The 26228-nt window shown below is 64.9% G+C and carries 28 protein-coding genes; 12 read left to right on the top strand and 16 right to left on the bottom strand.

Annotated features, from left to right (window positions below):
• The first annotated feature begins 139 nt into the window (after positions 1–139).
• From NKF27_RS13690 to gloA, 3 genes are all read left to right on the top strand, one after another.
• Entirely contained in the window at positions 140–706 is a 567-nt protein-coding gene (locus tag NKF27_RS13690; protein ID WP_045995064.1) for a tat (twin-arginine translocation) pathway signal sequence, read from the top strand.
• A 131-nt stretch (positions 707–837) separates the two neighbouring features.
• The gene (locus NKF27_RS13685; RefSeq protein ID WP_253552383.1) at positions 838–2421 is read left to right on the top strand and encodes a GMC family oxidoreductase; all 1584 of its coding nucleotides are present in this window, start codon (positions 838–840) and stop codon (positions 2419–2421) included.
• A gap of 43 nt (positions 2422–2464) precedes the next feature.
• Positions 2465–3007, top strand: a complete 543-nt coding sequence (gene gloA / locus NKF27_RS13680) for a lactoylglutathione lyase (RefSeq protein ID WP_045995063.1) — start codon at positions 2465–2467, stop codon at positions 3005–3007.
• A gap of 65 nt (positions 3008–3072) precedes the next feature.
• On the opposite strand, the gene NKF27_RS13675 is transcribed toward gloA, so the two are convergent.
• From NKF27_RS13675 to NKF27_RS13665, 3 genes are all read right to left on the bottom strand, one after another.
• Positions 3073–3987, bottom strand: a complete 915-nt coding sequence (locus tag NKF27_RS13675; protein ID WP_253552381.1) for a complex I NDUFA9 subunit family protein — start codon at positions 3985–3987, stop codon at positions 3073–3075.
• Complete coding sequence (locus NKF27_RS13670; RefSeq protein WP_045995061.1) at positions 3984–4664, bottom strand: DsbA family protein; 681 nt, start codon at positions 4662–4664, stop codon at positions 3984–3986. Before NKF27_RS13670 ends, NKF27_RS13675 begins: the two co-directional genes overlap by 4 nt.
• Positions 4665–4854: 190 nt before the next feature.
• Positions 4855–5343, bottom strand: coding sequence for an Lrp/AsnC family transcriptional regulator (locus NKF27_RS13665; protein ID WP_197037138.1), 489 nt, complete (start codon positions 5341–5343; stop codon positions 4855–4857).
• Between the two features lie 164 nt (positions 5344–5507).
• On the opposite strand from NKF27_RS13665, the gene NKF27_RS13660 reads away from it, so the two are divergent.
• Positions 5508–6431, top strand: a complete 924-nt coding sequence (locus NKF27_RS13660; protein WP_253552379.1) for a DMT family transporter — start codon at positions 5508–5510, stop codon at positions 6429–6431.
• A gap of 89 nt (positions 6432–6520) precedes the next feature.
• On the opposite strand, the gene NKF27_RS13655 is transcribed toward NKF27_RS13660, so the two are convergent.
• Positions 6521–7522 (bottom strand): NADP-dependent oxidoreductase, encoded by a 1002-nt coding sequence (locus NKF27_RS13655; protein WP_253552377.1) that lies wholly within the window; start codon positions 7520–7522, stop codon positions 6521–6523.
• A 386-nt stretch (positions 7523–7908) separates the two neighbouring features.
• Between NKF27_RS13655 and NKF27_RS13650 the strand changes: the two genes are divergently transcribed.
• The 6 genes from NKF27_RS13650 to NKF27_RS13625 all read left to right on the top strand — a co-directional run bounded on the left by NKF27_RS13650 (position 7909) and on the right by NKF27_RS13625 (position 13484).
• Positions 7909–8712 carry a FadR/GntR family transcriptional regulator gene (locus NKF27_RS13650; protein WP_253552375.1) on the top strand — a complete coding sequence of 268 codons (804 nt, stop codon included), beginning with the start codon at positions 7909–7911 and terminating at the stop codon, positions 8710–8712.
• Between the two features lie 7 nt (positions 8713–8719).
• Complete coding sequence (locus NKF27_RS13645) at positions 8720–9760, top strand: TRAP transporter substrate-binding protein (RefSeq protein WP_108449155.1); 1041 nt, start codon at positions 8720–8722, stop codon at positions 9758–9760.
• Positions 9761–9893: 133 nt separating this feature from the next.
• Positions 9894–10508, top strand: coding sequence for a TRAP transporter small permease subunit (locus NKF27_RS13640; protein ID WP_124803969.1), 615 nt, complete (start codon positions 9894–9896; stop codon positions 10506–10508).
• Positions 10508–11812, top strand: coding sequence for a TRAP transporter large permease subunit (locus NKF27_RS13635; RefSeq protein WP_124803967.1), 1305 nt, complete (start codon positions 10508–10510; stop codon positions 11810–11812). The genes NKF27_RS13640 and NKF27_RS13635 overlap by 1 nt, the downstream gene beginning before the upstream one ends.
• Positions 11813–11904: 92 nt before the next feature.
• Positions 11905–12579, top strand: coding sequence for a 2-dehydro-3-deoxy-6-phosphogalactonate aldolase (locus NKF27_RS13630; protein ID WP_253552373.1), 675 nt, complete (start codon positions 11905–11907; stop codon positions 12577–12579).
• Positions 12576–13484, top strand: coding sequence for a 2-dehydro-3-deoxygalactonokinase (locus tag NKF27_RS13625; protein ID WP_253552372.1), 909 nt, complete (start codon positions 12576–12578; stop codon positions 13482–13484). Before NKF27_RS13630 ends, NKF27_RS13625 begins: the two co-directional genes overlap by 4 nt.
• 104 nt (positions 13485–13588) lie before the next feature.
• On the opposite strand, the gene NKF27_RS13620 is transcribed toward NKF27_RS13625, so the two are convergent.
• Positions 13589–14452 carry a LysR substrate-binding domain-containing protein gene (locus tag NKF27_RS13620; protein WP_253552370.1) on the bottom strand — a complete coding sequence of 288 codons (864 nt, stop codon included), beginning with the start codon at positions 14450–14452 and terminating at the stop codon, positions 13589–13591.
• 121 nt (positions 14453–14573) lie between these two features.
• On the opposite strand from NKF27_RS13620, the gene NKF27_RS13615 reads away from it, so the two are divergent.
• Positions 14574–15494, top strand: coding sequence for a DMT family transporter (locus NKF27_RS13615; RefSeq protein WP_253552368.1), 921 nt, complete (start codon positions 14574–14576; stop codon positions 15492–15494).
• 252 nt (positions 15495–15746) lie between these two features.
• Here the strand turns inward: NKF27_RS13615 and NKF27_RS13610 are convergent, their stop codons facing one another.
• From NKF27_RS13610 to NKF27_RS13560, 11 genes are all read right to left on the bottom strand, one after another.
• On the bottom strand, positions 15747–16070 hold the full coding sequence (locus tag NKF27_RS13610) for a hypothetical protein (RefSeq protein ID WP_108133018.1): 324 nt from the start codon (positions 16068–16070) through the stop codon (positions 15747–15749).
• Positions 16071–16413: 343 nt separating this feature from the next.
• Complete coding sequence (locus tag NKF27_RS13605; RefSeq protein ID WP_367399267.1) at positions 16414–16899, bottom strand: gluconokinase; 486 nt, start codon at positions 16897–16899, stop codon at positions 16414–16416.
• A gap of 198 nt (positions 16900–17097) precedes the next feature.
• Positions 17098–17955, bottom strand: a complete 858-nt coding sequence (locus NKF27_RS13600) for a nitrilase-related carbon-nitrogen hydrolase (protein WP_253552364.1) — start codon at positions 17953–17955, stop codon at positions 17098–17100.
• Positions 17956–18015: 60 nt separating this feature from the next.
• Entirely contained in the window at positions 18016–18192 is a 177-nt protein-coding gene (locus NKF27_RS13595) for a hypothetical protein (RefSeq protein ID WP_253552362.1), read from the bottom strand.
• A gap of 140 nt (positions 18193–18332) precedes the next feature.
• Positions 18333–19082: an SDR family oxidoreductase gene (locus tag NKF27_RS13590; RefSeq protein ID WP_253552360.1), complete on the bottom strand. Its 750-nt coding sequence runs from the start codon at positions 19080–19082 to the stop codon at positions 18333–18335.
• Positions 19083–19236: 154 nt separating this feature from the next.
• Entirely contained in the window at positions 19237–20544 is a 1308-nt protein-coding gene (locus NKF27_RS13585; protein ID WP_253552358.1) for an MmgE/PrpD family protein, read from the bottom strand.
• Between the two features lie 134 nt (positions 20545–20678).
• Positions 20679–21563, bottom strand: a complete 885-nt coding sequence (locus NKF27_RS13580) for a glycine betaine ABC transporter substrate-binding protein (protein WP_253552356.1) — start codon at positions 21561–21563, stop codon at positions 20679–20681.
• A gap of 49 nt (positions 21564–21612) precedes the next feature.
• Positions 21613–22494, bottom strand: a complete 882-nt coding sequence (locus NKF27_RS13575) for a glycine betaine ABC transporter substrate-binding protein (RefSeq protein ID WP_253552355.1) — start codon at positions 22492–22494, stop codon at positions 21613–21615.
• A gap of 45 nt (positions 22495–22539) precedes the next feature.
• Positions 22540–23271: an ABC transporter permease gene (locus tag NKF27_RS13570; RefSeq protein WP_253552353.1), complete on the bottom strand. Its 732-nt coding sequence runs from the start codon at positions 23269–23271 to the stop codon at positions 22540–22542.
• Positions 23272–23275: 4 nt separating this feature from the next.
• On the bottom strand, positions 23276–24436 hold the full coding sequence (locus NKF27_RS13565) for an ABC transporter ATP-binding protein (protein ID WP_108133011.1): 1161 nt from the start codon (positions 24434–24436) through the stop codon (positions 23276–23278).
• Positions 24437–24623: 187 nt separating this feature from the next.
• Positions 24624–25289, bottom strand: coding sequence for an ABC transporter permease (locus NKF27_RS13560; protein WP_045995115.1), 666 nt, complete (start codon positions 25287–25289; stop codon positions 24624–24626).
• 430 nt (positions 25290–25719) lie between these two features.
• On the opposite strand from NKF27_RS13560, the gene NKF27_RS13555 reads away from it, so the two are divergent.
• On the top strand, positions 25720–26181 hold the full coding sequence (locus NKF27_RS13555; protein WP_045995116.1) for an SUF system Fe-S cluster assembly regulator: 462 nt from the start codon (positions 25720–25722) through the stop codon (positions 26179–26181).
• The last annotated feature ends 47 nt before the right edge of the window (positions 26182–26228 follow it).

The raw sequence follows: 26228 nt of genomic DNA, 5'->3' as shown, positions 1-26228 counted from the left end.
GGAGCATTAGACCATGGTCGACGTAGTACCCCAGTGTTACCCGCCGTAGGCGGAGGCGACATAGGCTTTGGAGAGACGCAGTGTCGCATGTGGCGCTTGTCGAATCTGAATTCTACGGCCTGGGGCAAGGAGTCCTGCTATGAAGGGTAGCGCTTTTTCTCGTCGTGTCTTTCTCAAGGCCAGCGGTGGTGTGCTGATGGGCACACTGGCGATGGCCTCCGGTCCTATCGCCCTGCTGGCGCCCAGCCGTAGCTGGGCCATGTCCCTCGAAACCCTGACCAGTCGCCAGGGCCAGGTGCTGCTGGCGATGACGCGACACATCTTCCCTCACCCAGACCTTGAAGACGCGGTCTACGCCCTCGTGGTCAAGAGTCTGGACACCAAGGCCGCCGATCCCCAGGTCGCGGCCCTGGTAGCCGAAGGTATCGATGTGCTCGACCGTGAGGCGGGTGGTGATTGGCTATCGCTGTCGCCGAGCGAGCGTTTCGCCTTGCTGGAAGCGCGGGCCGGCTCGCCATTCTTCGAACTGGTGCGCGGCGACGCCGTCGTCTCGCTCTATGACAACGATCTGGCCTACGCCCACTTCGGCTACGAGGGTGAGGCGGGCAATCCCGGCTACCTGACCAAGGGCTTCAATGACCTGGACTGGCTGCCGGATCCGCCCCGGCCCGAGGGCGGCTACCTGCCCCATGAAGTACCGGGCTGACGCTGTCGCGGCGGGTGAGGCGAGCGTCGGTGACCGCTGGCGACAGCCACGGACAACAACAGCCCGCTATAGACAACAACAGACAACAACAGACAACAACGAACAATACGGACCGATGAGGAGACGTCGTCATGGCCATGACCGACAGTCAGAAGACCTTTGCGCTGGACGATGACAGTGTGGTGGTAGTGATCGGCTCGGGGGCCGGTGGAGGCACCCTGGCGAACGAACTGGCCCAGCAGGGCATCGACGTGGTGGTACTGGAAGCGGGCAAGCTGCACACCACCTCGGACTTTCTGGCCGACGAGTGGGGTGCCTTCAACCAGCTTTCCTGGCTGGACCCGAGGACCACGTCGGGAAGCTGGCGGCTGGCACGGGACTTTCCCAATCTGCCGGCCTGGATCGTCAAGTCGGTGGGCGGCACCACGGTGCACTGGGCCGGTGCCAGTCTGCGCATCCAGCCCCACGAGTTCGAGGCGCTGAGCCACTATGGCGCGGTGGACGGCGCTGACCTGCTCGACTGGCCGCTGTCCTACGAGGAACTGGCACCCTGGTACGATCGTGCCGAGGCGCGCATGGGGGTGACCCGCACCCACGACAACAAGGGGCTGCCGGGCAACAACAATTTCAAGGTGATGTACGCCGGGGCGCAGAAGCTCGGCTATTCCTGCAACACCGGCCATATGGCCATCAACAGCGAGATCCGCGATGGCCGAGCGCCTTGCCAGCAGCGCGGCTTCTGCTTCCAGGGCTGCAAGACCCAGGCCAAGTGGTCGACGCTCTATACCGAGCTGCCCAGAGGCATCGCCACCGGACACCTGGAGTTGCGCCCCGAGTCGCATGTGGCGCGTATCGAGCATGACGACGAGGGGCGTGCCAAGGCGGTGGTCTACTTTGATAGCGAGGGCCGCGAACAGCGACAGAAGGCCCGGGTGGTGGCGGTGGCCGGCAACTCCATCGAGACGCCGCGGCTGTTGTTGAATTCCACGAGCAGTCGTTTCCCCAAGGGGCTTGCCAATGGCGCGGACAAGGTCGGGCGCTACTACATGCGCCATATGACGGGGTCGGTCTACGCCACCTTCGATGAGCCCGTGCACATGTATCGCGGCACCACCATGGCCGGCATCATCTCCGATGAGGCGCGCCATGATCCGTCGCGGGGCTTTGTCGGCGGCTACGAGATGGAGACGCTGTCGCTGGGGCTGCCGTTCATGGCCGCCTTCCTCGACCCCGGCGCCTGGGGCGAGCGTTTCGCCGGCGCGATAGACCAGTATGATCATATGGCCGGGATGTGGCTGGTGGGGGAGGATCTGCCCCAGGCCAGCAACCGCATCACCCTGAACCCGGAGGTGACCGATCGTTTCGGCCTGCCGGTGGCCAACGTGCACTACGACGATCACCCCAACGACGTGGCCATGAGGCAGCACGGGTATCAGCAGGGCAAGGCACTGTACGAATCGGTGGGGGCGCGGGATGTCTACGAAGTGCCGCCCTATCCCTCGACCCACAACCTCGGTACCTGCCGCATGAGCGAGCGCCCCGAGGACGGCGTCTGCAACGGCTACGGTCAGACCCACGAGGTGGCGAACCTGTTCATCTCCGATGGCAGTCAGTTCACCACCTCGGCGTCGGAAAACCCGACCCTGACCATCGTCTCGCTGGCCCTGCGTCAGGCAGAATATATCGCGCAGCAGATGGCCGAGCAGGCGATCTGACGCCACCTGAACGACAATCGACCCCTCATCCAAGGAGACCGAGATGCACGACAATTTCCAAGGCGAACAGCACCCCGGCGTGGAGCCGGCCCCCGAGGCCACGCGCGGTTTTCGCCTCAATCACAGCATGCTGAGGGTCAAGGATCCCGAGGTGTCCCTGGCGTTCTATTCACGGGTCTTCGGCATGAGCGTGCTGAGGCGCCTGGACTTCGAGGAAATGCAGTTCTCGCTGTACTTTCTCGCCAACCTCGAGGCGGATGATCAGGTTCCCGAGGACGCCGCCGCCCGCTCCACCTGGACCTTTCAGCAGCGCGGACTGCTCGAGTTTACCCACAACTGGGGCAGCGAGGAGCAGGAAGGGCGGATCTACCACGACGGCAACGCCGAGCCCCAGGGCTTTGGTCATATCTGCTTTGCGGTGCCGGATCTGCACGCGGCGGTGGCCTGGTTCGATGAAAACGACGTCGAGTTCATCAAGCGCCCCGAGCAGGGCAAGCTGAAGGACGTGGTCTTCGTCAAGGACCCGGACGGCTACTGGATCGAGGTGGTGCAGCCGAGCCTGATGGCGAACATGGGCGACGCCTGAAGCGGTTATCTAACGCCAAGCCCCGGCGGCATCGGGTCGGGGCCATCGCGGCCCGTCCGTCGGGCTCAGCCCGCCTGCGTTGGCAGGCAGTGCGGCAGGCTGTCACGCAGGCTGCGCGGATTGAGGCCCAGGTCGGCGAAGCTGCCGACGCCGTTGGCGACCAGGTTGTCTTCGCTGATCAGCCACAGGGTATCGCGGGTCAGCGGCGGCGAGGGCAAGGGCGAAAGGGCCAGTGCCAGGGCGTGCCACAGGGGCAGGGGGACCTTGATGAACCTGGGTTCTCTGCCGAGGTGTCGCGCCACCTGGGTGACCAGATCGCGGTAGCGCAGCGGGTCGGGCCCGCCCAGTTCGTAAAGTGCCCTGGGCAGGCTCGCCCGGGTGGCCAGGCGCGCCAGGGCGCTGGCCAGATCCCCCACGTGGAGTGGTTGCAGGCGCATCTCTCCGGCGCCGAACAGCGGCACCAGCGGCATCTTGACCAGCCTTGCCAGGGTCGCCACCAGGCCTGACTGCTGGCCATAGAGGGCACTGGGGCGAACGATGACCGCACGCGGTATCTCGCCCATCACCGCCTGTTCGCCTCTCGCCCTGGCACGCACATAGGGTGAGGGTGAATCGAGCCGGGCGCCGATGCCGGACAGCAGCACATAGCGATCGATGCCCGCCTCCCGGGCGAGCCGCGCCAGCCTGGCGGCGCCCTCGACATGCACCTGCTCGAAGCTGCGCTTGCCACTCTCGCGGTAGAGGCTGACCGCATTGATCACCGCGCTGGCCCCCTCAAGGGCCGCCTTGAGGCTCTCCGGATCCTCGATATCCGCCTGGATCGCCTCGACCGGATCGCCGTCTTCCACCTCTTCCGGAAGTCTCGGGTGGCGGGCCACCACGCGGACCGCATGGCCCGCGAAGTAGAGCTCGCGCACGACGGCAGCACCGACAAAGCCGGTGCCACCGATCACCACCACCGGACGTGTGCGGTCACTCATGACGTCCTTTTGCCCTCATGCTGGCGCAGGGCATCCTGCAGGCGTTCCACCGCCAGAAAGAGCTGGCGCCTGGGTTGGGCGCCGGACAGGATGCCGGCGTGTTCGCCGTCGACCAGAAAGCGCAGCGCCGGAACACCGTGAACCCCCAGCGCCTGACCTTCCTCGCGGGAAGCTTGTACCGCCTCGCGGTCTTCACCGGCGGCAAGACTCGCTTCGAGTGCCGCGCCGTCCAGCCCCAGTTGATTGGCGATCTCGGCCAGGGCGCCGGGATCCGACAGGTCCAGGCTATCTTCGAAGAAGCCGCTGAACAGGGCCTTTCGCAGCGCAGCGACCTGGCTGGCTGACGGGGTGTCGCGATAGCGGCGCTCGGCCCAGGCCAGCGTTTCCAGGGCCAGACGCGAGCGTGGTTGGATGTTCGGCTGGCGCATGCTCAGACCTCGCTCCTGAGCCATCGGCAGCACCGCGTCTCGCCACAGCTCGTTCAGGTAGTCGCAGTGGGGATCGAGGGCAGGTTCCGGCTCGGGGCGCAGCTCGAAGGGGCGCCAGACGACGCGGATGTCATGACCGAACCTGTCTTCCAGCGCCTCCAGTTCGGGCAACTCCAGGTAGCAGAACGGGCAGCGCAGATCGCTGAAGACCTCCAGGGTCAGGCGTGGGGGAGCGGGCGGGGTCGGCATGCAACTCTCCTGGGTGGCGGTACGTGGGCCCGGACGGCAATGGGATCGACCCTAGCTTGACGATTGATGACGCCGAAGTGAAGCGCCGACGTCAGCTAGGCTCGATGCTGGCGAAGCTGCGTCAGCCGTGATCACCGGCTGAGGCGACGTCTGCCTGGTGGGGCTGTGCAGCGGATCCTCGTGTGGAGCCTTACGAATCGTCGTCAGTTGGACGGGCGTCGCGCAGATCCAGGGCGCCGGCGCGCTTGACGGCACGGATGGCAAAGCTCGAATCCACGGTATTGACCATGGGCAGGGTCTGCAGCTGTCGCACCCAGCGCTCGTAGCCTTTCAGGTCGGCGCTGACGATCTGCAGCAGATAGTCGAAGGCGCCGGACACGGTGTGGCACTCGATGACTTCGGGCATGTCCGCCACGGCGGCTTCGAAGGCTTCCACCAGGGCGTCCTGGTGGCGGCTGAGCTTGACGTGGACGAACACCGTCAGCCCCAGCCCCAGGCGTTCGCGGTCCAGCTCGGCGCGGTAGCGCTGGATCAGCCTCTGTTGCTCCAGCCGGCGTATGCGCCTGGCGCAGGGTGACGGCGACAGCCCCACCCGCTCGGCCAGTTGGTGGCTGGTGAGTCGTGCATCCTGCTGGAGCAGGGCGAGCAGATGGCGATCGATACGGTCCAGTTTTTTCAACGGATTGGCTCAATCTGGCGGAGTAAGGAAAAATATTGGCATGTCCTGCCAATATGGGTCCAGCGCGTCGGAGTCTTTGCCTGCATTTGCCCGACCGTTGGCGGCAGACTGAGGGTCAGCAGGGTGCTCGTTCAGGCGCCCGTCGAACCTCACGGAGTCCTGTCATGTCGTCTTCCTTGACCCAGGTGGCACCGCTTGTCGCCTCTCCCCGGCGCGCCCTGTTGGGGGTCGCCGCTGCGCTGGGGGCGGTGCTGATCTGGTCGTGCTACTTCCTGTCGCTGCGCCAAGGGGCGCTGTCACCACTGGGAACGCTCGACCTGACCCTGTTTCGCTACGCCGTGCCTGGCCTGGCGCTGTTGCCGTTGGCGCTGCGTCGGCGCCAGCGTCTGCTGGCGGTCAACCCGGTGTGGCTGGTCGGCATTATGGCAGGCGCCGGCATTCCCTTCTTCCTGCTGGGGGCGGTGGGCATGGGGCTGGCCCCGGTGGCCCACGGCAGCACCCTGATACCCGGGGCAGCGCCGCTGTTCGTCAGTACCCTGGCGGTTTGGGTCTTCGCTCAGCCGTTGTCGCGGGGGCGTGCCGCCGGACTGGTCGCTATTGGACTCGGCGTCGTCTGCCTGCTGGCGTCCGGGGGACAGGGCTCGCAGAGCCTGCTGCTGGGGCAGGGCATGTTCCTGCTGTCCAGCGTGATGTGGGCGGTGTTCACCCTCAGCGTGCGCCAGAGCGGTCTGTCGGCGCTCGAGGCCACGGCGGTGGTCACGGTGCCCAGTGGACTGGTCATCGTGCTGACGGTGATCGGGCTCGAGGTGAGCGGGGCGGGGGGCCTGTCTTTGCATCTGGTGCCCACGAAGGAGTGGCTGGTGCAGTTGGTGGTGCAGGGCATCCTGGTGGGGCTGGGGTCTGGCCTGCTGATGGGCGTGGCGATTCGACGGCTGGGGGCCGAGGCGACCTCGGCGCTGGGCTCGCTCACCCCGGTGGCCGCCACGGCGCTGGCCTGGTGGGCGCTGGACGAGACGATCGGCGGGGTCACGGCGGTGGGCATGCTGATGGTGGTGTCCGGCGTGATGATTGCCAGCCGTGGCCGTTGATGGCGCGGCTGTCATTCGAGCAGTGCTGAACCACAGACACCGCCCGTAGGCGGTGTCTGGGTCAATCGTCCAGCAAGGGCAATCAGCAATCAGCCCAGGCGCACCAGCATCTTGCCGGTGTTGGCCCCCTTGAACAGGTCGAGGAAGGCTTCCGGCGTGGCCTCGAGGCCCTCGCGCACGGTCTCCTGGTAGTCGATCTCGCCGGCCGCGACCTTGGGGCCGACGTCCTTGAGAAAGGCCGGGTAGTTGTCCCAGTGCTCGAACACGATAAAGCCCTGCATACGCGCTCGGCGAATCAGGATCATCGCCAGGTTGGCCGGTCCCGGTGCCGGGCCTTCATCGTTGTAGCGGGAAATCATGCCGCACACGGCGATGCGGGCGCCGACCCTGAGGTTGTTCAGCGCGGCTTCCAGGCAGACTCCGCCGACGTTCTCGTAGTAGACATCGAAACCGTCCGGGCAGGCCTTGGCCAGATCCTCGCTGAGGGTGGCGGCGTCCTTGTCGCGGTAGTCCACCGCGATCACGCCCTGGGACTCGAGCCAGTCGCGCTTCTTCTGGCTGCCGGCCAGGCCGACCACAACACCACCCTTGGCCTTCGCCAGCTGTACCGCCAGAGAGCCCACCGCGCCGCTGGCGGCGCTGACCAGCACATTGTCACCCTGCTGCATCTCGGCGATGGCATTCAGGCCGGTCCAGGCGGTCATCCCCGGCATGCCCAGCACGCCCAGGTAGGCCTGCTCCGGCACGTCCAGATCGGGCAGGGCGGTCACGCTGTCGGCGGGCAGTTGGGCCACGTCGCGCCAGCCACCCATGTGGCTGACCTTGTCACCCACCTTGAAACGATCGTCACGGGATTCGATGACCTCGCCTACGGCGGCTCCTTCCAGCGGTGCCTCGAGCTCGAAGGGTTCGATATAGGTGGTGACACCGCTCATGCGCCCACGCATGTAGGGGTCTACCGACAGCCAGTGGTTGCGGATGCGCACTTCACCGTCAGCCAGCGCCGGCAGTTCCTGCTGCTTGAGCTTGAAGACGTCCTGGCTGGGGGTGCCGGTGGGATACTCGCGGATGGTGTAGTAGTTCGACTGCATCATGCCTCCTTTGCGCGATGAACCGGAAGTCGATTGGCTGTCGTTCCGGAGAGTGCGAAGCGTGGCCGAGGGTCGCCCGGATTCACGCCTCGCTCCGTGATCGATGGGTGTACGTTCGATACAATAGACCAGTCGGTCTGTTTCGTAAAGGGGAGTGATCGTCTCCCTTGGTCCGAGGTCTATCCTCTACGACTATGCCGAATCAGCGAGGTTCCCCGAGGAGCGGGGCGGGCAGGGCGTGGCTGAAGGGCGCTACCCAACCATGACTAAAGTCTAAAGGCGTTTGATATACGTTTTCGTCAAGCTATGTCGGACATAACGTGTAGCGCCGTCAGACACATGGTGCCACATGTCCGATTTCCCTCGTTCCCTGTATGGATGGCGCCATGTCGGCAAGTTCCACTTCCACCTCGCGTCGCGCGCGCCCGGACATCGCCGATGCCCTGGCCGAGGCGATCTTCGCCGGTGAGCATGCGCCGGGGGAGTTTCTGCCCAGGGAAGTGGATCTGTGCGAGCGCTTCGAAGTCAGCCGCTCCACCGTGCGCAGTGCGCTACAGGTGCTGGTGGCGGCGGGCATGATCACGCGGATCTCGGGCCAGGGATCTCGGGTTCAACCGCTGGAGGGCTGGCACCTGCTGGACCCCAGGGTCAGCGGCTGGCTGGCGCGCTTCGCCCATCCCAATCCGGTGATCCAGCGTGAAGTCTTTGCCTTTCGCGTGGCGGTGGAGCCCTTTGTCGCACGACTGGCGGCCGAGCACGCCACCGCCGCCGATCTGCTGGCCATCGAGACGGCCTATGAAGGCATGATCGAAGCGCTGGCCAACGATGATCTACGCTTTGATGGCAAGAGCCACGACGAGTATGACGTGGCCTTTCACGAGGCGATCTTTACCGCATCACACAATCTGGTGTGGGCCCAGATCAGCCACGTTCTCAAACCTGCCATCGCGCTGCTGGTGGAACGCTCCAACCACAGCGCCGATAGGCTCAACGACAGCATGGATCGTCACCGCCGGGTGATGGAGGCGATCCGGCTTCGCCAGCCGCAGGAAGCCGCCCGAGCGGCTCTCGCGGTCCTGGAGCGCACCGGGCAGGACCTGGGTCTCGAAGGGGTGACAAGGTCGCCCGCCACGATCGAGACCACCTTCGACGCTCCCGAATTCCCTGCAACTCGCCAACAAGAAGGATGAGATTCCCATGATGGCAAGCACCAAGCTCAAGTTCTCTGGTTCTGCGCTCACGACGCTGGGCGCGGCGATCCTCGCGGCGACGGCGACCTCTGCCCAGGCTGCCGAGTACGAGTGGACCTTCCAGACCTCCGAAACCGCGGGTGAGCCGCAGTTCGAGATGAAGAAGGCCTGGGCCGACAACGTCGAGACCATGTCCAACGGCCGCATCTCCATCGAGATCCTGCCGGTCAACGCCGTGGTCCAGGCCAACCAGACCCTGCAGGCCGTGCAGTCCGGCATCCTTCAGGGCCACCTGACCGATCCCAGCTACTTCACCGGCCAGAACCCGGCCTTCGGCATGATCGGCAACCTGGTAGGCGCCTGGAGCGACCCCTACGACTTCCTCGACTACATGAACAACGCCGGTGGCGAAGAGCTCTACAACAAGCTGGTCGAGCCCTACGGTGTCCACCTGATCGGCGCCGCCGCCACCGGCCTCGAGTCGCTGCCGTCGACCAAGCCGGTGCGCTCCATCGACGACATGCAGGGCCTCAAGCTGCGTGCACCCGAGGGCATGGTCTACAACATCTTCGAGGCCGCCGGCGCGACCCCGGTCAACCTGCCGGGCTCCGAGGTCTATACCGGCCTCGAGAAGGGCGTCATCGACGCCGCCGACTACACCGTGTTCGCCACCAACCAGGCCCAGGGGCTGCACGAGTTCGCGCCGTACCCGCTGTACCCGGGCTTCCACTCGCTGCCGATGGTGGCGGTGTCGCTCAACAAGGACGTCTGGGACAGTCTCTCCGATGACCTGAAGGGCATCCTCGAGACCTCGGTCGACGCCCTGGCCTACGAGATGGTGGCCGAGCTCAAGACCCGCGACATGGAAGCCGTGCGCGAGGCCCGCCAGAACCCGGATATCGAGATCATCGACCTGCCGCAGGAGGAGCGCGTGGCGTTCCGCAATATCGCCAAGCAGGAGTGGGAGAACTGGGCCGAGAAGAACGAGATCACCCAGGAATTCTATGAGTCCGTGGTGGCCTACCTCGAGAACCACAATCTGCTGTAAGCCTCGCTGGCGTGCGCCAGTGGAACCCGGGGCGGTGCCGAGGCACCGCCCCCTCATTTTCATCTTGCGATGTCCGCGCCCGTTGGGGCGATAGATCTCGGGCGTCGCGATACATCAATGTCGAGGATGTCTCATGAGTGACGAGACACGTGCAGGGCCTGGGCCCGACCCATCACCCGATCCGTCAACGGACAAGACGCCCGAGCGTGCCCCCGATGTGGTTCGCAGTCGGTTCGACCGTGGCGTGGTTCGGGTGGCCCAGTTCGCCGCCTGGCTGGTGTTCATCGCCATGGCCATCAGCGTCTATGAGGTGATCATGCGCTACGGCTTCGGCGCGCCCACCTCCTGGGTCCACGAGACCGTGGTCATGCTGGTGGCGGTCAGCTTCTGTCTCGGCGGCCCCGCCGCGCTGGCCTCCAACCGCCATATCCGGGTCAAGGTGCTCTATGACGCCGTGGGCCCGAGGTTCCGGCTGTGGCTCGACCGCTTCAATGACCTGGTCACCTTCGGCTTCTGCCTGGGCATGACCTACGCTGCCTGGGTGATGTTCTACGGCGCCTCCCACAACCCCCTCGGCGAGTGGCAGCTGGAGCGCTCCGGCACCTCCTGGAACCCGCCGTTCCCGGCACTGGTCAAGGGCATGATCCTCGCCGCGGTGGCGATCATGTGCGTCCAGGCGCTGATTCACCTGATCCAGTCGATCAAGGGCAAGCCCGCCCCCGACGCACCCGAAGGAGGCGCTGACTGATGAGCATCGCAGACGGAACCCTGCTGCTGGTCGGCGCCATCTTCGCGCTGCTGGTCACCGGCCTGCCGCTGGCCTTTATCACCGGCCTGGTGGCGCTGGCCTTTACCTTCGGCTGGTTCGGCCCCAACGCCCTGCCGCTGGTGACCAGCCGGGTCTACGGCTTCGTCACCGAGTACTCGCTGGTGGCGGTGCCGATGTTCGTGCTGATGGCCTCGCTGCTCGACCGATCGGGCATCGCCAAGGATCTGTTCAACGCCATGCGGGTGTTCGCCGGGCGACTGCCCGGGGGCGTCGCCGTGCAGACCGTGGTGGTGGCGTTCTTCCTGGCCGCGCTGTCCGGCATCATCGGCGGCGAGATCGTGCTGCTCGGCATCCTGGCGCTGCCGCAGATGCTCCGCCTCGGCTACGACAAGCACCTGTCGATCGGCGTGGTCTGCGCCGGCGGGGCGCTCGGTACCATGATGCCGCCGTCCATCGTGCTGATCATCTACGGCCTGATCGCCAGCGTCTCCATCGCCGACCTGTTTACCGCGGCGATTACCCCGGCGGTGATCCTGATGCTGTCCTACATCGGTTATGTGCTGGTGCGCTGCCTGCGCAACCCCGCCATGGGCCCGCCGATGAGCGAGGAGGACCGCAACGCCGGCTTCGCCTCCAAGGGCGCCGCGCTGCGCTCGATCATCGTACCGGCGCTGATCGCCTTCATGGTGCTGGGCTCGATCTACGGTGGCGTGGCCTCGGTCACCGAGGCAGCGGCGATGGGCGTGTTCGGTGTGCTGCTGGCGGTGCTGGCCCGGGGCGAGTTCTCGTTCTCGATGATGCACCAGAGCCTGTCCCAGACCCTGGTGACCTGCGGCATGATCATCTGGATCGGCATCGGCGCCGCCGCCCTGGTCGGGGTCTACAACCTGATGGGTGGCAACCGCTTCATCTCCGGCATGATCATGGATCTGGACGTCTCGCCCATCGTGATCATCCTGGTAATGATGGCGATCCTGATCGTGCTCGGCATGTTCCTCGACTGGATCGGGGTGGCCATGCTGACCCTGCCGATCTTCGTGCCGATCATCGTGCAGCTGGGCTACAGCCCGATCTGGTTCGGCATCCTGTTCGCGGTGAACATGCAGGTGTCCTTCCTGTCGCCGCCGTTCGGACCCGCGGCCTTCTACCTGAAGGGCGTGGCGCCACCGGAGATCAGCCTCAAGGACATCTTCGTCTCGGTACTGCCCTTTATCGCCCTGCAACTGTGCGTGCTCGCGGCGCTGCTGGTGTGGCCCGAAATGGCCATGTGGCTAGTCAACTAGGTCTGAACCCTGACGGCGAAGGGCGGCATCAGCCGCCCTTCGCTTTATCATGGGGCTGAGTTTTCCTTCTTTTCGACTTCGAGGACTTTGCGATGAACGACGCTCAACGTCGCGTGCTGGACGCTGCCATGGCCGAGACGCCGCTGGTGGCGATCCTGCGTGGTATCACGCCGGACGAGATCGAGCCGGTCTGTCACGCCCTGGTCGAGGCCGGTTTCCGGCTGATCGAGATTCCGCTCAACTCGCCTGAGCCCTGGGTCAGCATCGAGCGCGCCGTGGCCTGTTGCCCCGACGACGTCTTGATCGGTGCCGGCACGGTGCTCGACGAAGACGATACCGCACGGCTTGCCGAGCTCGGGGCGCCGTTGATGATCACCCCCAACACCGAGGCCGAGCTGGTGGCGCTGGGCGCCGAACGTGGGCTTGCGCCGATGATCGGCTGCATGACCCCGACCGAAGCCTTGGCCGCGGCGCGGGCAGGGGCGATGGCACTCAAGCTGTTCCCGGCGGCACGCCTGGGCACCGGCTACTTCAAGGACATCAGTGCGATCCTGCCCAAGGGCCTGCCGGTGCTGGCGGTGGGCGGTATCGATCGCTCCAACATGGCCGAGTGGCATGGGGTCGGCATCGCCGGCTTCGGTTTCGGCAGCAACCTCTACAAGCCCGGACGCAGCGCCGCCGAGGTGGGGGAGATCGCACGCGAGCTGGTGGCCGAATGGCAGCGTCTGGCGGCTGACCAGGCAGGCCAGCAAGGGGGTGGCGCATGAGCCGGCGGCTGATCGCCATTGACTGGGGAACCAGCAACTTTCGCGCCTTTCTGGTGGACCTCGATAGCGGCGAGTGTGTCGATAGCGTGCGCTCGGATGCCGGGCTCAAGTCGTTGAGCACGGACGAATTCCCGCATTACTGCGAGGCCCAGGTCGGGGCCTGGCGAAAGGGCGGTGAAGTGCCGGTCTACCTGTCGGGCATGGTCGGCTCCGCTCGCGGCTGGAGCGAGGCACCGCAGCTCGAGGTGCCGCGTTCGGCCACCGACCTGGCCGACAATGTCGTAGCGGCGCCGGGGCTGGACAACGCCTGGATCGTGCCTGGCCTCAAGGTGGTGCGCGAGGATCACGTCGACGTGATGCGCGGCGAGGAGATCCAGGCCTTCGGCGCACTGGCGCTGCTGGGCTTGTCCGCCGGGGTCTGCTGTCTGCCGGGCACCCACAGCAAGTGGGCCCGTCTGGAAGGAGAGCGGCTGATCGACTTCTCCACGGTGATGACCGGCGAGCTCTATCATGCGGTGCGGTTTCATACCCTGCCGGGAGAGCCGGCCAGGGGCAGCGACGCCCACGACGCCGATGGCTTTGCCCAGGGCCTGGCGGCGGCGGACCATCCGGCGGGCTTGATGCACGCCCTGTTCGAAGGCCGAAGCCGCCACCTGTACGCAGGGCTTGGCGCTCACCAGGTGGGCAGTTTTCTGTCCGGGGTGCTGATCGGTGCCGAGGTGCTGGCCCAGCGCGAGCATCTACTGAACCACCAGGGCGCGGTGGTACTGGTCGGCTCGTCCAGTCTCAATCCGCTCTACCGCCAGGCGCTGGAGCGCCAGGGCATTCGCGTCGAGGAGGTCGACAGCGACAAGGCCACCCTGGCCGGGCTGGTCGCCTTGGCCGAACGCCACCGCGCGGCGTGATCGCAGGCAGGGGACGGACGCTGGCGGGGACGTCGGTACGGCCTTTTCCGGGCCTGGGAGCGACGCCCTGCGAGGAAGGGGGGAGTCGAGTCCAGCGTGCTCTGTCAGCTGGCCAGTTGAGTCGAGAGCCAGGGCAGCAGGACTTCACTGGCTTCTCGCTGACGCGAGTCGGGATACACCAGATAGAAGCCCTGCTGGTCGTCGTCGAAGACGCACAGTTCGACCAGCTCGCCACGTTCGAGGTGCGCGGTTGCCAGCAGTCGAGGGGCCAGCACCAGCCCCTGGCTCGATACCGCCGCGTCGATGGCCAGGCTGGTGTGGCTGAAGCGCAGTTGGCGTGCTTCTTGCTGCCCCGGCAATCGATCTGCGAAGCGGCCCCAGAGGCGATGCACATCGCTGCACAGCGTTTGCGTCGACAAGTCCGTCAGGTCGATCGTGCCGCCTTGCCTTGCCAGGTAGTCCGGACTGCAAAGGGCGCAAAGCCCGATGCCGGCGAGACGGTGATGCTGCAAGCCTTCACCGAACGGTGGGCGGCCCATTCGGATAGCGAAGTCGACACCGTCGACGAAGAAATCCGCCAGACGTTCGCTGGCCTCGAGTTCCAGGTTGACCTCCGGGTAGGTGTCGCGAAACAGCGGGAGACGAGGCAGCAGCCACTTGCTGGCGAAGGAAGGGGTGACGCTGATCTTCAGCGGGCCTGCGCCAGCGAAGAGCTGTCGCGTGGCCTCATCGATCATCGCCAGTGCTGGCTTGAGTCGGCGGTGGTACTGCTGGCCCTTGCGGGTCAGGACCAATCCCCGCGCCTGGCGGACAAACAGGGCGACGCCCAGGTCGTCTTCGAGCTGACGGACACGTTGGGCCACGGCACTCTGGGTCAAGGTCAGTTCTTCTGCGGCCCGCCGGAAGTTCAGGTGGCGTGCCGCAGCGTCGAACATGCGCAGGGAGTCGAGTCTGGGTTGTCGTGTCATCGCGCCATCAGCCTGTAGTTTTTCTACATCCTGAAGCAAGGAGATAACGTTTTCGGCGTGAGGTCAATGCCGCCATCCTTGAACGAATCACAACGCACTTGATTCGCCGCAAGGAGACCTCATGGCCAGACCGTACACGCTCATGACTGACCGTACCCGCTTGGCAGCGAGTGCCTATCTGGCGTTTATCGCTCTCGGGGTGATCTGGGGCAGCAACTTCGTGTTCATGAAATGGGCCTCCGAGTGGATCACCTCCTCTCAGGTTGCGCTGCTGAGGGTGGGCTTTGGCTTCCTGCCGATCCTTAGCGTTGGCCTGGTCACCCGTTCTCTGCATTGGTCGCACCTGCGCCATTTGCATCACTTCGTGGTGATGGCGCTGTTGGCAACGGTGATCTACTACGTTGCCTTCGCTCAGGGGACTGCGCTTCTGCTGTCCAGTCTTGCCGGCATGCTCAGTGGTGCCATCCCGCTCTTTACCTTTGTCGCCGCCTGGCTATTCCTGCGCAGCGAGCCGCTGAACCCTCGCTCCATTGGCGGTACCTTGCTGGGCTTTGTCGGCATTCTACTGATTGCCAGTCCTTGGGGAATGTCGGTCAATGAAGTGTCACCCGCCGGCGTTGGTTATATGGTGCTTGGGTCCGCCAGCGTGGGACTGTCGTTCGTTTACGCGCGCCGTTTCGTCAGTCCACTGGGATTACCACCACTGGCACTGGCGACCTATCAGACGGGCCTCGCCCTGCTTGTGCTATTGCTTGGCGTCGACCTTGGCGGGGTGAGCACGCTGTTCGACCATCCTCGCGCAGCTTGGGCGATGGCGGTAGGGCTTGGACTGCTCGGGACAGGGGTCGCCTATGTCCTTTACTACTTCATCGTCGATCGGTTGGGGGCGGTCGTAGCCTCGGGAGTGACCTATCTACCGCCGGTGGTGGCGTTGATGATTGGTGTTCTGTTGGTGGGGGAGCCGGTGCGAGCACTGGATCTGGTAGCGATGGTCGCCATTCTGGCAGGGGTCGGTCTTCTACAGTCCGGTCGTCGCCAGTGACAGGCGCTGGACCTGTGCAGCGCTTGCCGCTTGAACGGCAGTAAGACAGGGAGACATGTCCTCGTCTGGAACAGCGTCTTGGCCGGACGGTGTGCCAGGTCCAGAAACCCAGGTCTAGAAACCCAGGCATCAAGGACCGGTGACCGATTGAGCTTCGGGACGGTCCTTGATGTCCGTTGGTGCTTGATGCCTTTCTAGACTGTTGCCCAGTGCCAGGTGAGATACGGCCATACAAGGCGGGGCCGCCAGGCTTCAGGACGGGCGGAACTCGCCACTGGCGGTGGAGGACAGACCGTCAAAGGCACCATGACCGACAAAGGTCATGTCGTTGAAATCCAGCACGTAGCGCAGCGCCAGCTGTTGCTCCTCGAGCCCGTAGACGAAGATCCGGTGCTCATCGACCGGGGTCGCCAGGTAGGCGCAGCTGATGTCCTGGCACTCCTGGTTCGATGAGGCGTCACCCAGGGAGGTGCCGCCCAGACGATGGCGCATGCGAGTGGCATTCTCGAAGACGACGCCCCAGGTGGTGCCGTCACAGCTGAATTCAAACGTCTTGCCTACCATTGGATCTGTCATGGGAGCCTCCTGTCTGCTGATATCGACGCGCTGACGAGTTACGTACTGACCAGCGACGCGCTGATGTCGACGTTCCATTGTCGACGGCCGTCTGTTGCCGCGATTTACCGTGATTTGCCGGGATGCGGTCAACGCTGTTCGCCGTCGGTGCTGGTGGTCGACCAGAGTTGCAACATGACGACTTGGTGACAATTCTACGGACTTCATTACTGCTGCATGGGCGAGAAACTTTGCCTGTGCGGTATCACCGAGAAAAAAGCCGACAGTAGCCTGTGAGGGAAGGGCGACGCCGAGGTCAGGTGGGGTCTCCCTGCAACAGGTCGTTCAGCGCTGGCAGCCAGGACTACCGGCGGCGCGCCAGCTGTGCCAGGAAGTCATCGATGATGGCATCGGGGGTCATCTGGATGTCGCAACGGATAGCCTCGTCATCGCCTGGCATTTCCAGGGTGGCGAGCTGACTCTTGAGCATATGCTCGCCGGCGAAGAAGTGCTGGCCACGGCTGTTCAGCCGCTCCAGCAGGACCTCGTGGCTGCCATGCAGATAAAGAATCTCCAGCGCGGGTGCTCCTTCGCGCAGCAGGTCCCGGTACTGGCGCTTGAGCGCGGAGCAGCCGATGACAAGCGATTGCCCCTGCTCGTGGTGCTCCCGGTAGAGCCCTGCAAGGGCGGCAAGCCAACCCTGACGATCCTCATCGGTGAGCGGTTCTCCGCGGGACATCTTGGCAATGCTATCGGGGCTGTGGTGGTCGTCACCATCGATAAACCGCGCGTCGATTCGTTCGGCAAGCAGTTTGCCGATGTACGATTTTCCCGAACCGGACACGCCCATGACGAGCAGGCAAGAAGGAGAGGAAAGGCCGCTGGATCGAGACGATGTTGTCATAGGTGGCGCCGAAAAGTGTCTGCAAGTTGGAAGCGTTATCCTAGCATTTTCACCTTGAGAATTCTCGGCGCCGGGCGTCTCGATACCGTTGTCGAAAGCGCTGTCGATACCGTTGTCAAAAGCGCTACGCGAACCGGCGCTCTATCAGCGATAGCCGTTCATCAGTTCTCGAATCAGGGGGCTGTCGGCGTCACGCAGGGTCGGCAGTTCGAAGCGCGCCCTGGCGATGGCGGTACGTGACAGTTCGGCGCAGATCAGGGTCTCGCGATCCTCAGCCTCGGCCAGGCTCTCGCCGCGTGGGCCGAGGATACGCGACCCACCCCAGAAGTGGCTGTCGCCTTCGGGTCCATAGCGGTTGGCCATCAGCACCGGTGTGCCGTAGGTCATGGCGTAGAAGCGCACGTTGAGCGCCCAGTTTTCCTCGTTGGAAAAGTCCTCGGAGACGATGCCGGAGGCCGAATTGATCGGCGCGCACAGTACCGTCGGCCGTGCCAGCAGGGCGGCATGCACCAGCGCCGGATTCCACAGGTCGGCGCAGATCATCGAGGTGGTGCTCCAGCCGGGGCGTACCGCCACCTCGGTCAGCCTGGCGCCATGGCTGAACCACTTGCCTTCCTCGAGTCCGCCGTAGGTGGGCAGGTTGAGCTTGCGGTGGACCGCCGCGATGCGACCGTCCTGGAGGATCGCCAGGGCGTTGTAGATCTCGCCGGGGCTCGCTTCCTCGACGAAGCCGACGATGACCTGCATGCCGGCGGCCGCCTTGGCCAGCTGGACCAGCCGCGGGTCTTCCGGTGGCATGGCCACCTCGAGCACCTGCGGGCCCAGGCCGTAACCGGTCAACGAGAGCTCGGGAAAGACCAGCAATTCCACGCCGCGACGGCGGGCGTCATGAATCACGTCGAGGTGATGGGCGAGATTGGCCTCGACGTCACCAAGGCGCGCGTTGATCTGGGCGCAGGCGGTCTGTAGCTGGTCCTGATGCTGCTTGGCCTGATGCTGCATTGCTGGAATTCCTGAGGGTGGGGGCAGGGCGCCACAAGGTGCCGCAATTTGCCCGGCGGATCAACGTTCCTCACTGCTGTCGCTGTTGTCTTTGCTGCGTCCGGGCGTTGCGTCACGGATGGCATCGCTTTCGTGGGGCGGCTGCAGCTTGCGCTTGAGCAGGCGAAAGCCGATCCAGTGGATGACGGCTAGCCCGACGAGGACCGCGGCGATAAGGAAATAGAAGCGAGTGTCCATAGAAGCGGCTCCGTTCGAGGCCCCGGACCACCCGGGGCCGAAATAATGCCTGACAGCAACATCTTCTATACGCCATTGAGACAGACGGCGAGACGACCTGAGTCAAGAGCCGACGAAAGCAGGCGCTTGTCAGACGAGCTCTAGCGCCCTCCGGCGGGGTCGATAAAGGCCCCAGTGACATAGGAGGCCGCGTCGGACAGCAGCCAGGCGATGGCCTCGGCGACCTCTTCCGGGCGACCGGCACGCCCCAGCGGACAGCCGGGCCCGAGTTCAGCCAGCCGCTCGGGTCGACCTGCCCGGGCATGGATATCGGTCTCGATCAGCCCTGGACGTACGGCATTGACGCGAATGCCACGGGGGCCCAGTTCCTTGCTCAAGCCGATGGTCAGGGTATCCAGTGCGCCCTTGCTGGCGGCGTAGTCGACGTACTCGTTGGGCGAGCCCAGGCGTGAGGCCATGGAGCTGACGTTGACCAGGGCGCCATGGTCGACCAGAGCGCGTGCGGCTTCCCGGGCGACCAGCAGGGCGCCGAGCACATTGGTGTCGATCACCTGACGCAGGCGCTCCACTGACATATCCGCCAGTGCCATGGAGGGCGCCACGATACCGGCGTTGTTGACCACCCCGGTGATCGGGCCCAGGCGTTGTTGCGTAGTGGCGAACAGCGCCATCACCTGGGCCTCCTCGACCACGTCGGCCTGAAGGGCAATGGCGCCGTCTTCGCCGGTCAGCGCCTGACAGGCTGCCAGGGTGTCCCGGGCGGCAGCGTCATCGCTGTGGTAGCTGAAGGCGACTCGCGCACCGGCACGGGCGCAGGCCAGGGCGGTGGCGCGGCCGATGCCGCGGGAGCCGCCGGTGATCAAGATGACGTCGGAGGGGGCGAAAGGCATGTCGAATCCTCGGGTAGCGGTCTCATCTGCCTATCCTTGGCACTTTCACGGCGCTTGTCACCCTTGCCACCTTTGTCACCCATGGCACCTTTGTCACCCTAGCCACCTCCCGTCATGTTCGACGCCCTGGGCTCGCGTGTTCAAGCTCGCGCGTTCAAGGTTGTCCCAGCAACCTCAGCAGATCGCCGATGGGGCGTGTTTCCAGGGTGCCGACGACCTCCTCGATCTCCTTGGCGCGTGCGCCCAGCACCGGGCTTGCCAGGGCCTGAAACTTGGCCGCGATCTCGTCATCGCTCAGCGGATTATGGGGGTTGCCGCGGGCTTCCATGGCGGGGCTTTGAATACGGCGACCATCGCGCAGGTGCAGCGTCGCGCTGGCCCAGCGCTCGGCCGGAAAGCGTGCGTTGCAGTCATCGCATTCGGTGATCGTCACCCGCCGTGACAGCGCCACGAGATCGTCGTCGCCGAGATCCCGGCTGATGGCGGCGACGTCGATGGTGCCTCGATCGAGGGCGCAGGCGACCGACCAGGGCAGGCTGTACTGGGCCTGTTCGGTCGTGGTCGGGGCGATGGTGTGCAGGCGTCTGGCCTCGTGGAAGGTGGTGATCTCGATGCGTTCGATGTTCTCCACCTGGCGTTCGGCGGCGGGTATGGCGAGTACCGCCTCCACCGCCGGCTGGGCCCAGCGGCATACCGGATAGGCCTTGAAGTACTGTTCCGTCAGGTAGTCGCGCCGTCCCAGATCACCCCAAACTGCGGATTGCTGCTCGTCGCACAGGGTCACCGCCGGGGCGCCGGTGAAGCCGTCCTCGGCCAGCAGCGTGGCCGCGACGCCGGCCTGGGCACCCCAGCCGGAGCCATCCTTGAGCATGGTGGGGTGATCGATGCAGCGCATCATCTGGCTGCGCGGACCATAGAATTCGGCGATACCGAGTGCGTGTTCCAGCTGGGCCGGGGCGAGGCCCTTGAGGCGCGCGGTCACCGCTGCCACGCCGAGGGCATTCCAGGCCCCTGAGGTGTGGTAGTCGGGGCTCGAGGCGTGCAGCGCGATGCCTGCCCGGGTGGCGATCTCGTAGCCCATCGCCAGCAGGCCGAGAAAGTCCCTGCCGCTGACCTGCTCGATCTCGGGCAGCGCCAGCAGTCCCGGCAGGATGGCAACGCCGGCGTGGCCCTTGGTCAGCACCTGGCCGTCGTGGGCGTCGAGTGCATCGATCAGCCAGGCGCCGTGCAGGGCGACGCCGGTAGCGGACGCCGTTGATGACGCGAACAGCAAGGGGCGATCCCCCGCGTGCTGCACCCTGACGTAGCGCCGTGCGTGCTCGGCCAGGGCAGTGTCGGTGGCGCCGGCGGCGACGCCGATCAGGTCGATCAGGCAGCGCTTGGCGTGGTGGCACTGAGCGTCATCGAGGCGGTCGAGGGGAGACGTGAGGATCCAGTGGATGACGTCCCGGGAAGTGCTCATGGGGAGGTCCTTTGTCGAACAAGGGGAGCAGCAAGAGAGGAGTCGGGGGCGATCGGTCTCTGCTGCTGGAGATTCCGCTCGCCACCGGTATATGAAAGCTTGGTGGAAGGCCCCCGAACCCGGGGGGCCGAGGGTCACAGCAGCCGTTGGTCCTCGAGGAATTGCGCCGCCACGTCCTCCACCGTCTCGCGCTCGACGTCAACCTGGGCGTTGAGCCTAGCCATGGTGGCGTCGTCCAGCAGACCCGACAGGATATTGAGCTGGGCGGCCAGTTCCGGGTGCTCGTCCAGGGTATCTTGCCTGACCACCGGGGCGAGGGCGTAGTTGGGGAAGAACTGCCTGTCATCTTCCAGCACGGTCAGGTCGAGTGCCGGGATGCGGCCATTGGTGGCCGTGGTCATGGCGACGTCGACCTCTCCCTGGTCGAGCGAAGGCAGGGTCAAGCCCTGATCCATGCGCTTGACGTTACGGCGACCGAATTCGAAACCATAGCGTTCCTGCATGGGACGCAGGCCGTCGTCGCGCGAATAGAAGGTGGCATTGGACGCCAGCACCAGGGGCTCGCCATTGTTGATCACCTCTGCCAGGTCGGACAGGCTGGTGATGCCCAGCGTCTCTGCCTGGTCCTCGCGCATGGCGAGCGCGTAGGTATTGTTGGCCTCGGACGGCTCGAGCCAGACCAGTCCCTTCTCCGCGTCCAGTTGCTTGACCCTGTCGTAGGTCTCCTGCGGATCGAGTTTCTCCTCGACCCCGTTGTAGCTGATCAGCGAGGTACCGGTGTACTCCCAGTACAGGTCGATCTGCCCGCTTTCCTGGGCCTTGCGAAGCACACTGGTGCCCATGCCGGAGCGTTCCTCGACCTCGTAGCCCCAGGCTTCGAGGTATTGGCTGGTCATCGAGGCGAGGATCAGCTGTTCGGTAAAGTTCTTGCCGCCTACCGTCAGCTCGTCGTCGGCCTGGGTAGTGCAGGCGAGCGTCGTCATTGCGGCGCCGAGGAGCAGTCGCTTGAAGGGGAACATTCCATCTCCTTGTCATGAAAAAAGGCCCCCGAGCGGGGGCCTTGAAGGGTCACAGCAGTTCGTTGTCCTCGAGGAAGGACTCGGCGACGTCCTCGATGGTCTCGCGTTCGACGTCCACCCGGGCGTTGAGGCTCGCCATGGTGTCGTCATCGAGCAGTGCGGACAGTGCGTTCATCTGCTCTGCGAGTTCCGGGTTGGCGTCCAGGGTCTCCTGGCGGACCACCGGGGTCAGGGCGTAGGCCGGGAAGAAACCCTGGTCGTCTTCGAGGATCTGGAAGTCGAAGGCCGGCACACGGCCGTCGGTGGCAAACACCAGGCCGACGTCGACCTGGGCGTCGCGCAGCGCCTGATAGACCAGGCCGGAGTCCATGCGCTTGACGGCGCCGCGCTCGACGCGGAAGTCGTAGGCACGCTGCAGCGGACGCCAGCCGTCTTCACGGGCGTAGAATTCGGCGTTCATGGCAAAGGCAAGCTCTTCGCCGTCGTTCACCGCGGACGCCAGGTCGGACAGCGTACTGATGCCGGTTTCCTCGACACTCTCGGCGCGCATGGCGAGGGCGTAGGTGTTGTTGGCGGCGGAAGGTTCGAGCCACACCAGGCCCTTCTCGCCGTCCAGCTCCTTGACGCGCTGGTAGGTCTCGTCGGCGGACAGCGATTCGGTGACGTCGTTGTAGTTGATCAGCGAGGTGCCGGTGTATTCCCAGTAGAGGTCGATCTGGCCGTTTTCCTGGGCCTGGCGCAGCACCGCCGAGCCCATGCCGGCACGGGTGTCGACGTCGTAGCCGAGGCCGTCCAGGTACTGGGTGGTCATGCTGGCCAGCAGCTGCTGCTCGGTGAAGTTCTTGCCACCGATCACGATCTCGTCGGCACTGGCGCCAGCCGTAGCGGTAAACAGGGCCAGGCCGGTCAGGGTGGTCATCAGGGTCTTCATGCGAATGTCTCCTTGCAGGGTGTCGTTGTTGGAAAGCCTAAGTATTCAGGCCCGCGCCGGATTGACGCCGCGCGGCACCACGATGAAGGCCACGCCTGCCACCAGGGCGTCCACCAGGATCGCCAGCATGGCGGTGGGGATGGCTCCGGACAGCATCATGATCGGGTCGTAGAGATCGATGCCGGTGAAGATCAGCTCGCCCAGTCCGCCTGCGCCGATCAGAAAGGCCAGGGGCACGGTGCCGACATTGATGGTCAGGGCGGTACGGATACCGGCGAAGATGACGTAGAGGGCATTGGGCAGTTCCACCTTGAAAAGGCGCTGGGTCGGTGACATGCCGATCCCGGCAGCGGCCTCCTTGAGCGCCGGCGAGACGCCCTTGAGGCCGGCGTAGGTGTTGCGCGCAATGGGTAGCAGGGTGGCCACGAACAGGCCAAACACCGCCGGCACGGTACCGATGCCGAGAAAGCTCATGGACAGTGCCAGCACCGCCAGGGTGGGGATGGTGGTGCCGACGTTGAGCACCTGCATCATCGATTCCGCGGCCCTGGCCATGCTGGGGCGCGACAGCCACACCCCCAGCGGGATCGCCACCAGGATCGCCAGGCTGCCCGACAGCAAGGTCAGCCACAGGTGCTGGACCACAAGATACTGCACGTCGGGCAGGTACCACAGGAAGTCATCGATGGCGCCGCTGGCCTGGGCCCATACCCCGAGCAGGAAGATGACAATCAGGGCAAGAACGAGTCCGGCGCTTTTCAGGCTTCGAATCAGCATCGGCTCACTCCTTGGGCTCGGCGGCCACGGCGGATGTCTCGCGCTGCTTGGTACGGAAGCGGGCGCCCAGATGGTGGGTCATGGCGCGTTGGGTGATCTGCCCGCAGACGCGGCCCTCCTCGTCGACGCAGGGCAGCCAGGTGATGTCCTGGGCGAACATCAGCGAGGCCACCTTGCGCAGGTCGTCGTCGAGACTCACCGTGGCCGGTACATTCTGGAAGTGATCGCGGCAGTAGCCCTTGGTGGTGCGGGCCAGGGAGCGGCTGATCAGGCCCACCGGCTGACGCTTGTCGTTGATCATCAGGATCGAATTCTGGTAGCCGAAGTCGTCGATGCGTGCGAGCGCCGTGGTCAGGGTGTCCTCCGGTTTGACGGTACCGATCTCATCGCTGACCACTTCGGCGACCTTGACCAGATTCAGCCGCTTGAGCGCGCGGTCCTCGCCCAGGAAGGACTCGACGAAGGCATTCTTCGGCGCCGCCAGCAGGTCGTCGGGGGACGAGTACTGCACCAGCTTGCCCTCACGGAAGACCGCGACCCGATCCCCCATCTTGATCGCCTCGTCGATATCGTGGCTGACGAACATGATGGTCTTCTTCAGGTCCTGCTGCATCTTCAGGAATTCATCCTGGATCACCGCCCGGTTGATCGGGTCGATGGCGCCGAAGGGCTCGTCCATCAGCATCACGGGGGGATCGGCGGCCAGTGCCCGGGCCACACCGATACGCTGCTGCTGACCACCGGACAGCTCGGACGGATAGCGCTTGAGAAAGGCGTCGGGTTCCAGCGCGATCATGTGCATCAGTTCGCGGGCGCGCTCCTTGTAGCGCGCCTTGTCCCAGCCCAGCAGCTTGGGCACCACCGCGATGTTCTCCTCGATGGTCATGTTGGGGAACAGGCCGATCTGCTGGATGACGTAGCCGATGTTGCGGCGCAGGTCCTGGGTGTCCATGCCGGTGGTGTCATCGCCATTGATGAACACCTTGCCGGAGGAGGGCTTCACGATCCGGTTGATCATCTTGAGGGTGGTGGTCTTGCCGCAGCCGGAGGGGCCGAGCAGGATGCAGATCTCGCCGCTGGGGACCTCCATGTTGATGTGGTCGGCGGCGACGACCGCGCCCTTGGGCGTATCGAAGACCTTGGTCAGGTTTTCCAGACGAATCATGAGCAAATCCTTGTATGCAAGTCGGCGTCGGCGAGCTCCGGGTCGTCGATGGGCGTCGACGGTGCCGCTGTCGAGGCGGCGGCTCACCTGTTGTCGTATCGACGTTCCGGCTGCGCTCGGGCGGTGTGGCGTACAGGACGCGAGCCGCCGCAGCGGCATTTCCCCGACGTTCCCGGAACACAAATGATCAGGCGGCGTTGGCGGCGCCTTCCATGCCCTTGGGCGTGAAGCGCTTCTGCACTGCCAGCAGGCCGTAGTCGACGATGATCGCCAGCAGGCTGACCGCCACCGCGCCGACGATCAGCTGGCGCGGGTCGGACTGGGAGATACCACGGCTGATAAAGGTGCCGAGACCGCCGGCGCCGATATAGGCGGCGATCGCCATGACGCCGATATTGAGCACCACGGCGGTGCGCACCCCGGCCATGATCACCGGCACCGCCAGTGGGATCTCGACCATCCGCAGGCGCTGGCGGTGGCTCATGCCGATGCCACGGGCAGCCTCGCGCAGGGCCGGGTCGACGTTGTTGATGGCGGTGTAGGTGTTACGAATGATCGGTAATTGGGAGTACAGCAGCACCGCGATCACCGCCGGCAGGTAGCCGATGCCCTGACCGATCAGCGACAGCACCGGAATCATGATCCCGAACAGCGCGATGGAGGGCACGGTGACGATGATCGACGCGGCGTAGAGCACCGCCTGGGCGACGCGCTCGTTGCGGGTGATGGCGATGCCGATGGGCACCCCGGTGAGGGTGGCGATGCCGACGGCAACGCCCACCAGCGAGATGTGCTCGAGGGTCCGGGACAACAGCAGGTCGGCGTTGTCCAGGGCGTACTGAATCAGTTCCAAGGCAATAGCTCCTGTCGAGGCCTCGCGGCGGGGTGAGTCGGGCCTGTGAACGGCCCTGGGCCAGGACACACGTCATCGGCTCGGCCTGACAAGAGGCGAGGCGTTGCGTTCACTGGCCGTTGATACGGCACAAGCTTAGCAGAATGAAGTATCTATTTGGTTTGATCATGAATGACGATCTGCAATGACGGGAATTGATGGATCTGATGCTTGGGGGTGAGGCTGTCAACCCGGACGCATAGTTAAAGTAAATGAGAATGATTGGTTTTATTGTATCTATCGGCGGCGATCGTGCCGAGAACGTGAGGACTATCGACGTGATAGATGTGTGCCGCTCTTCACATGGAGGTTATACAGGACTAAAATGGTCCCCAATCGAAGCAGGGGCTGAGCCCTGCACCGACGAGGGGAACTCCCCGAGGAGATGGGCATGCTGAAGCTTTCCCGGTTGACGGACTATGCGGCGGTGGTGATGGCACAGATCGCACGTCATCCCCAGCAGCCGCACGCCGCCGGAGAGCTCGCCGAAGCGGTGCAGTTGCCTCACCCCACGGTGAGCAAGACGCTGAAGATGCTGGTGCGCGCGGGACTGCTGGTGTCCCGGCGCGGCGCCCAGGGTGGCTACTACCTGGCGCGTCCTGCCTCGGAGATCACCGCCAGCGACATCATCGCGGCCATCGAAGGGCCGGTGGCGGTGACCGAATGCAGCCACGCCGATGGCGAATGCGACCTGGCCTCCACCTGCGGGGTGGCCGACAACTGGCAGCGAGTGTCGCTGGCGATCCGCGAACTGCTCGACAGCATTACCCTGGCGCACTTGGCCGACAGTGCGCCGCTGAAGCTGCCGATTCGCCTGCCGATCCAGAGCATCAGCCTGGCGGCGGAAGCCTGACCAGCGCCTCATCGACATCGACTTCATTACCCTGGGCGGGTAACGCC

The organism is Halomonas sp. DN3 (genome assembly GCF_024137905.1).
GTDB lineage: Bacteria > Pseudomonadota > Gammaproteobacteria > Pseudomonadales > Halomonadaceae > Halomonas > Halomonas litopenaei.
The sequence above is the reverse complement of the archived record's forward strand: the minus strand, read 5'-3'. Positions and strand labels throughout refer to the sequence as shown.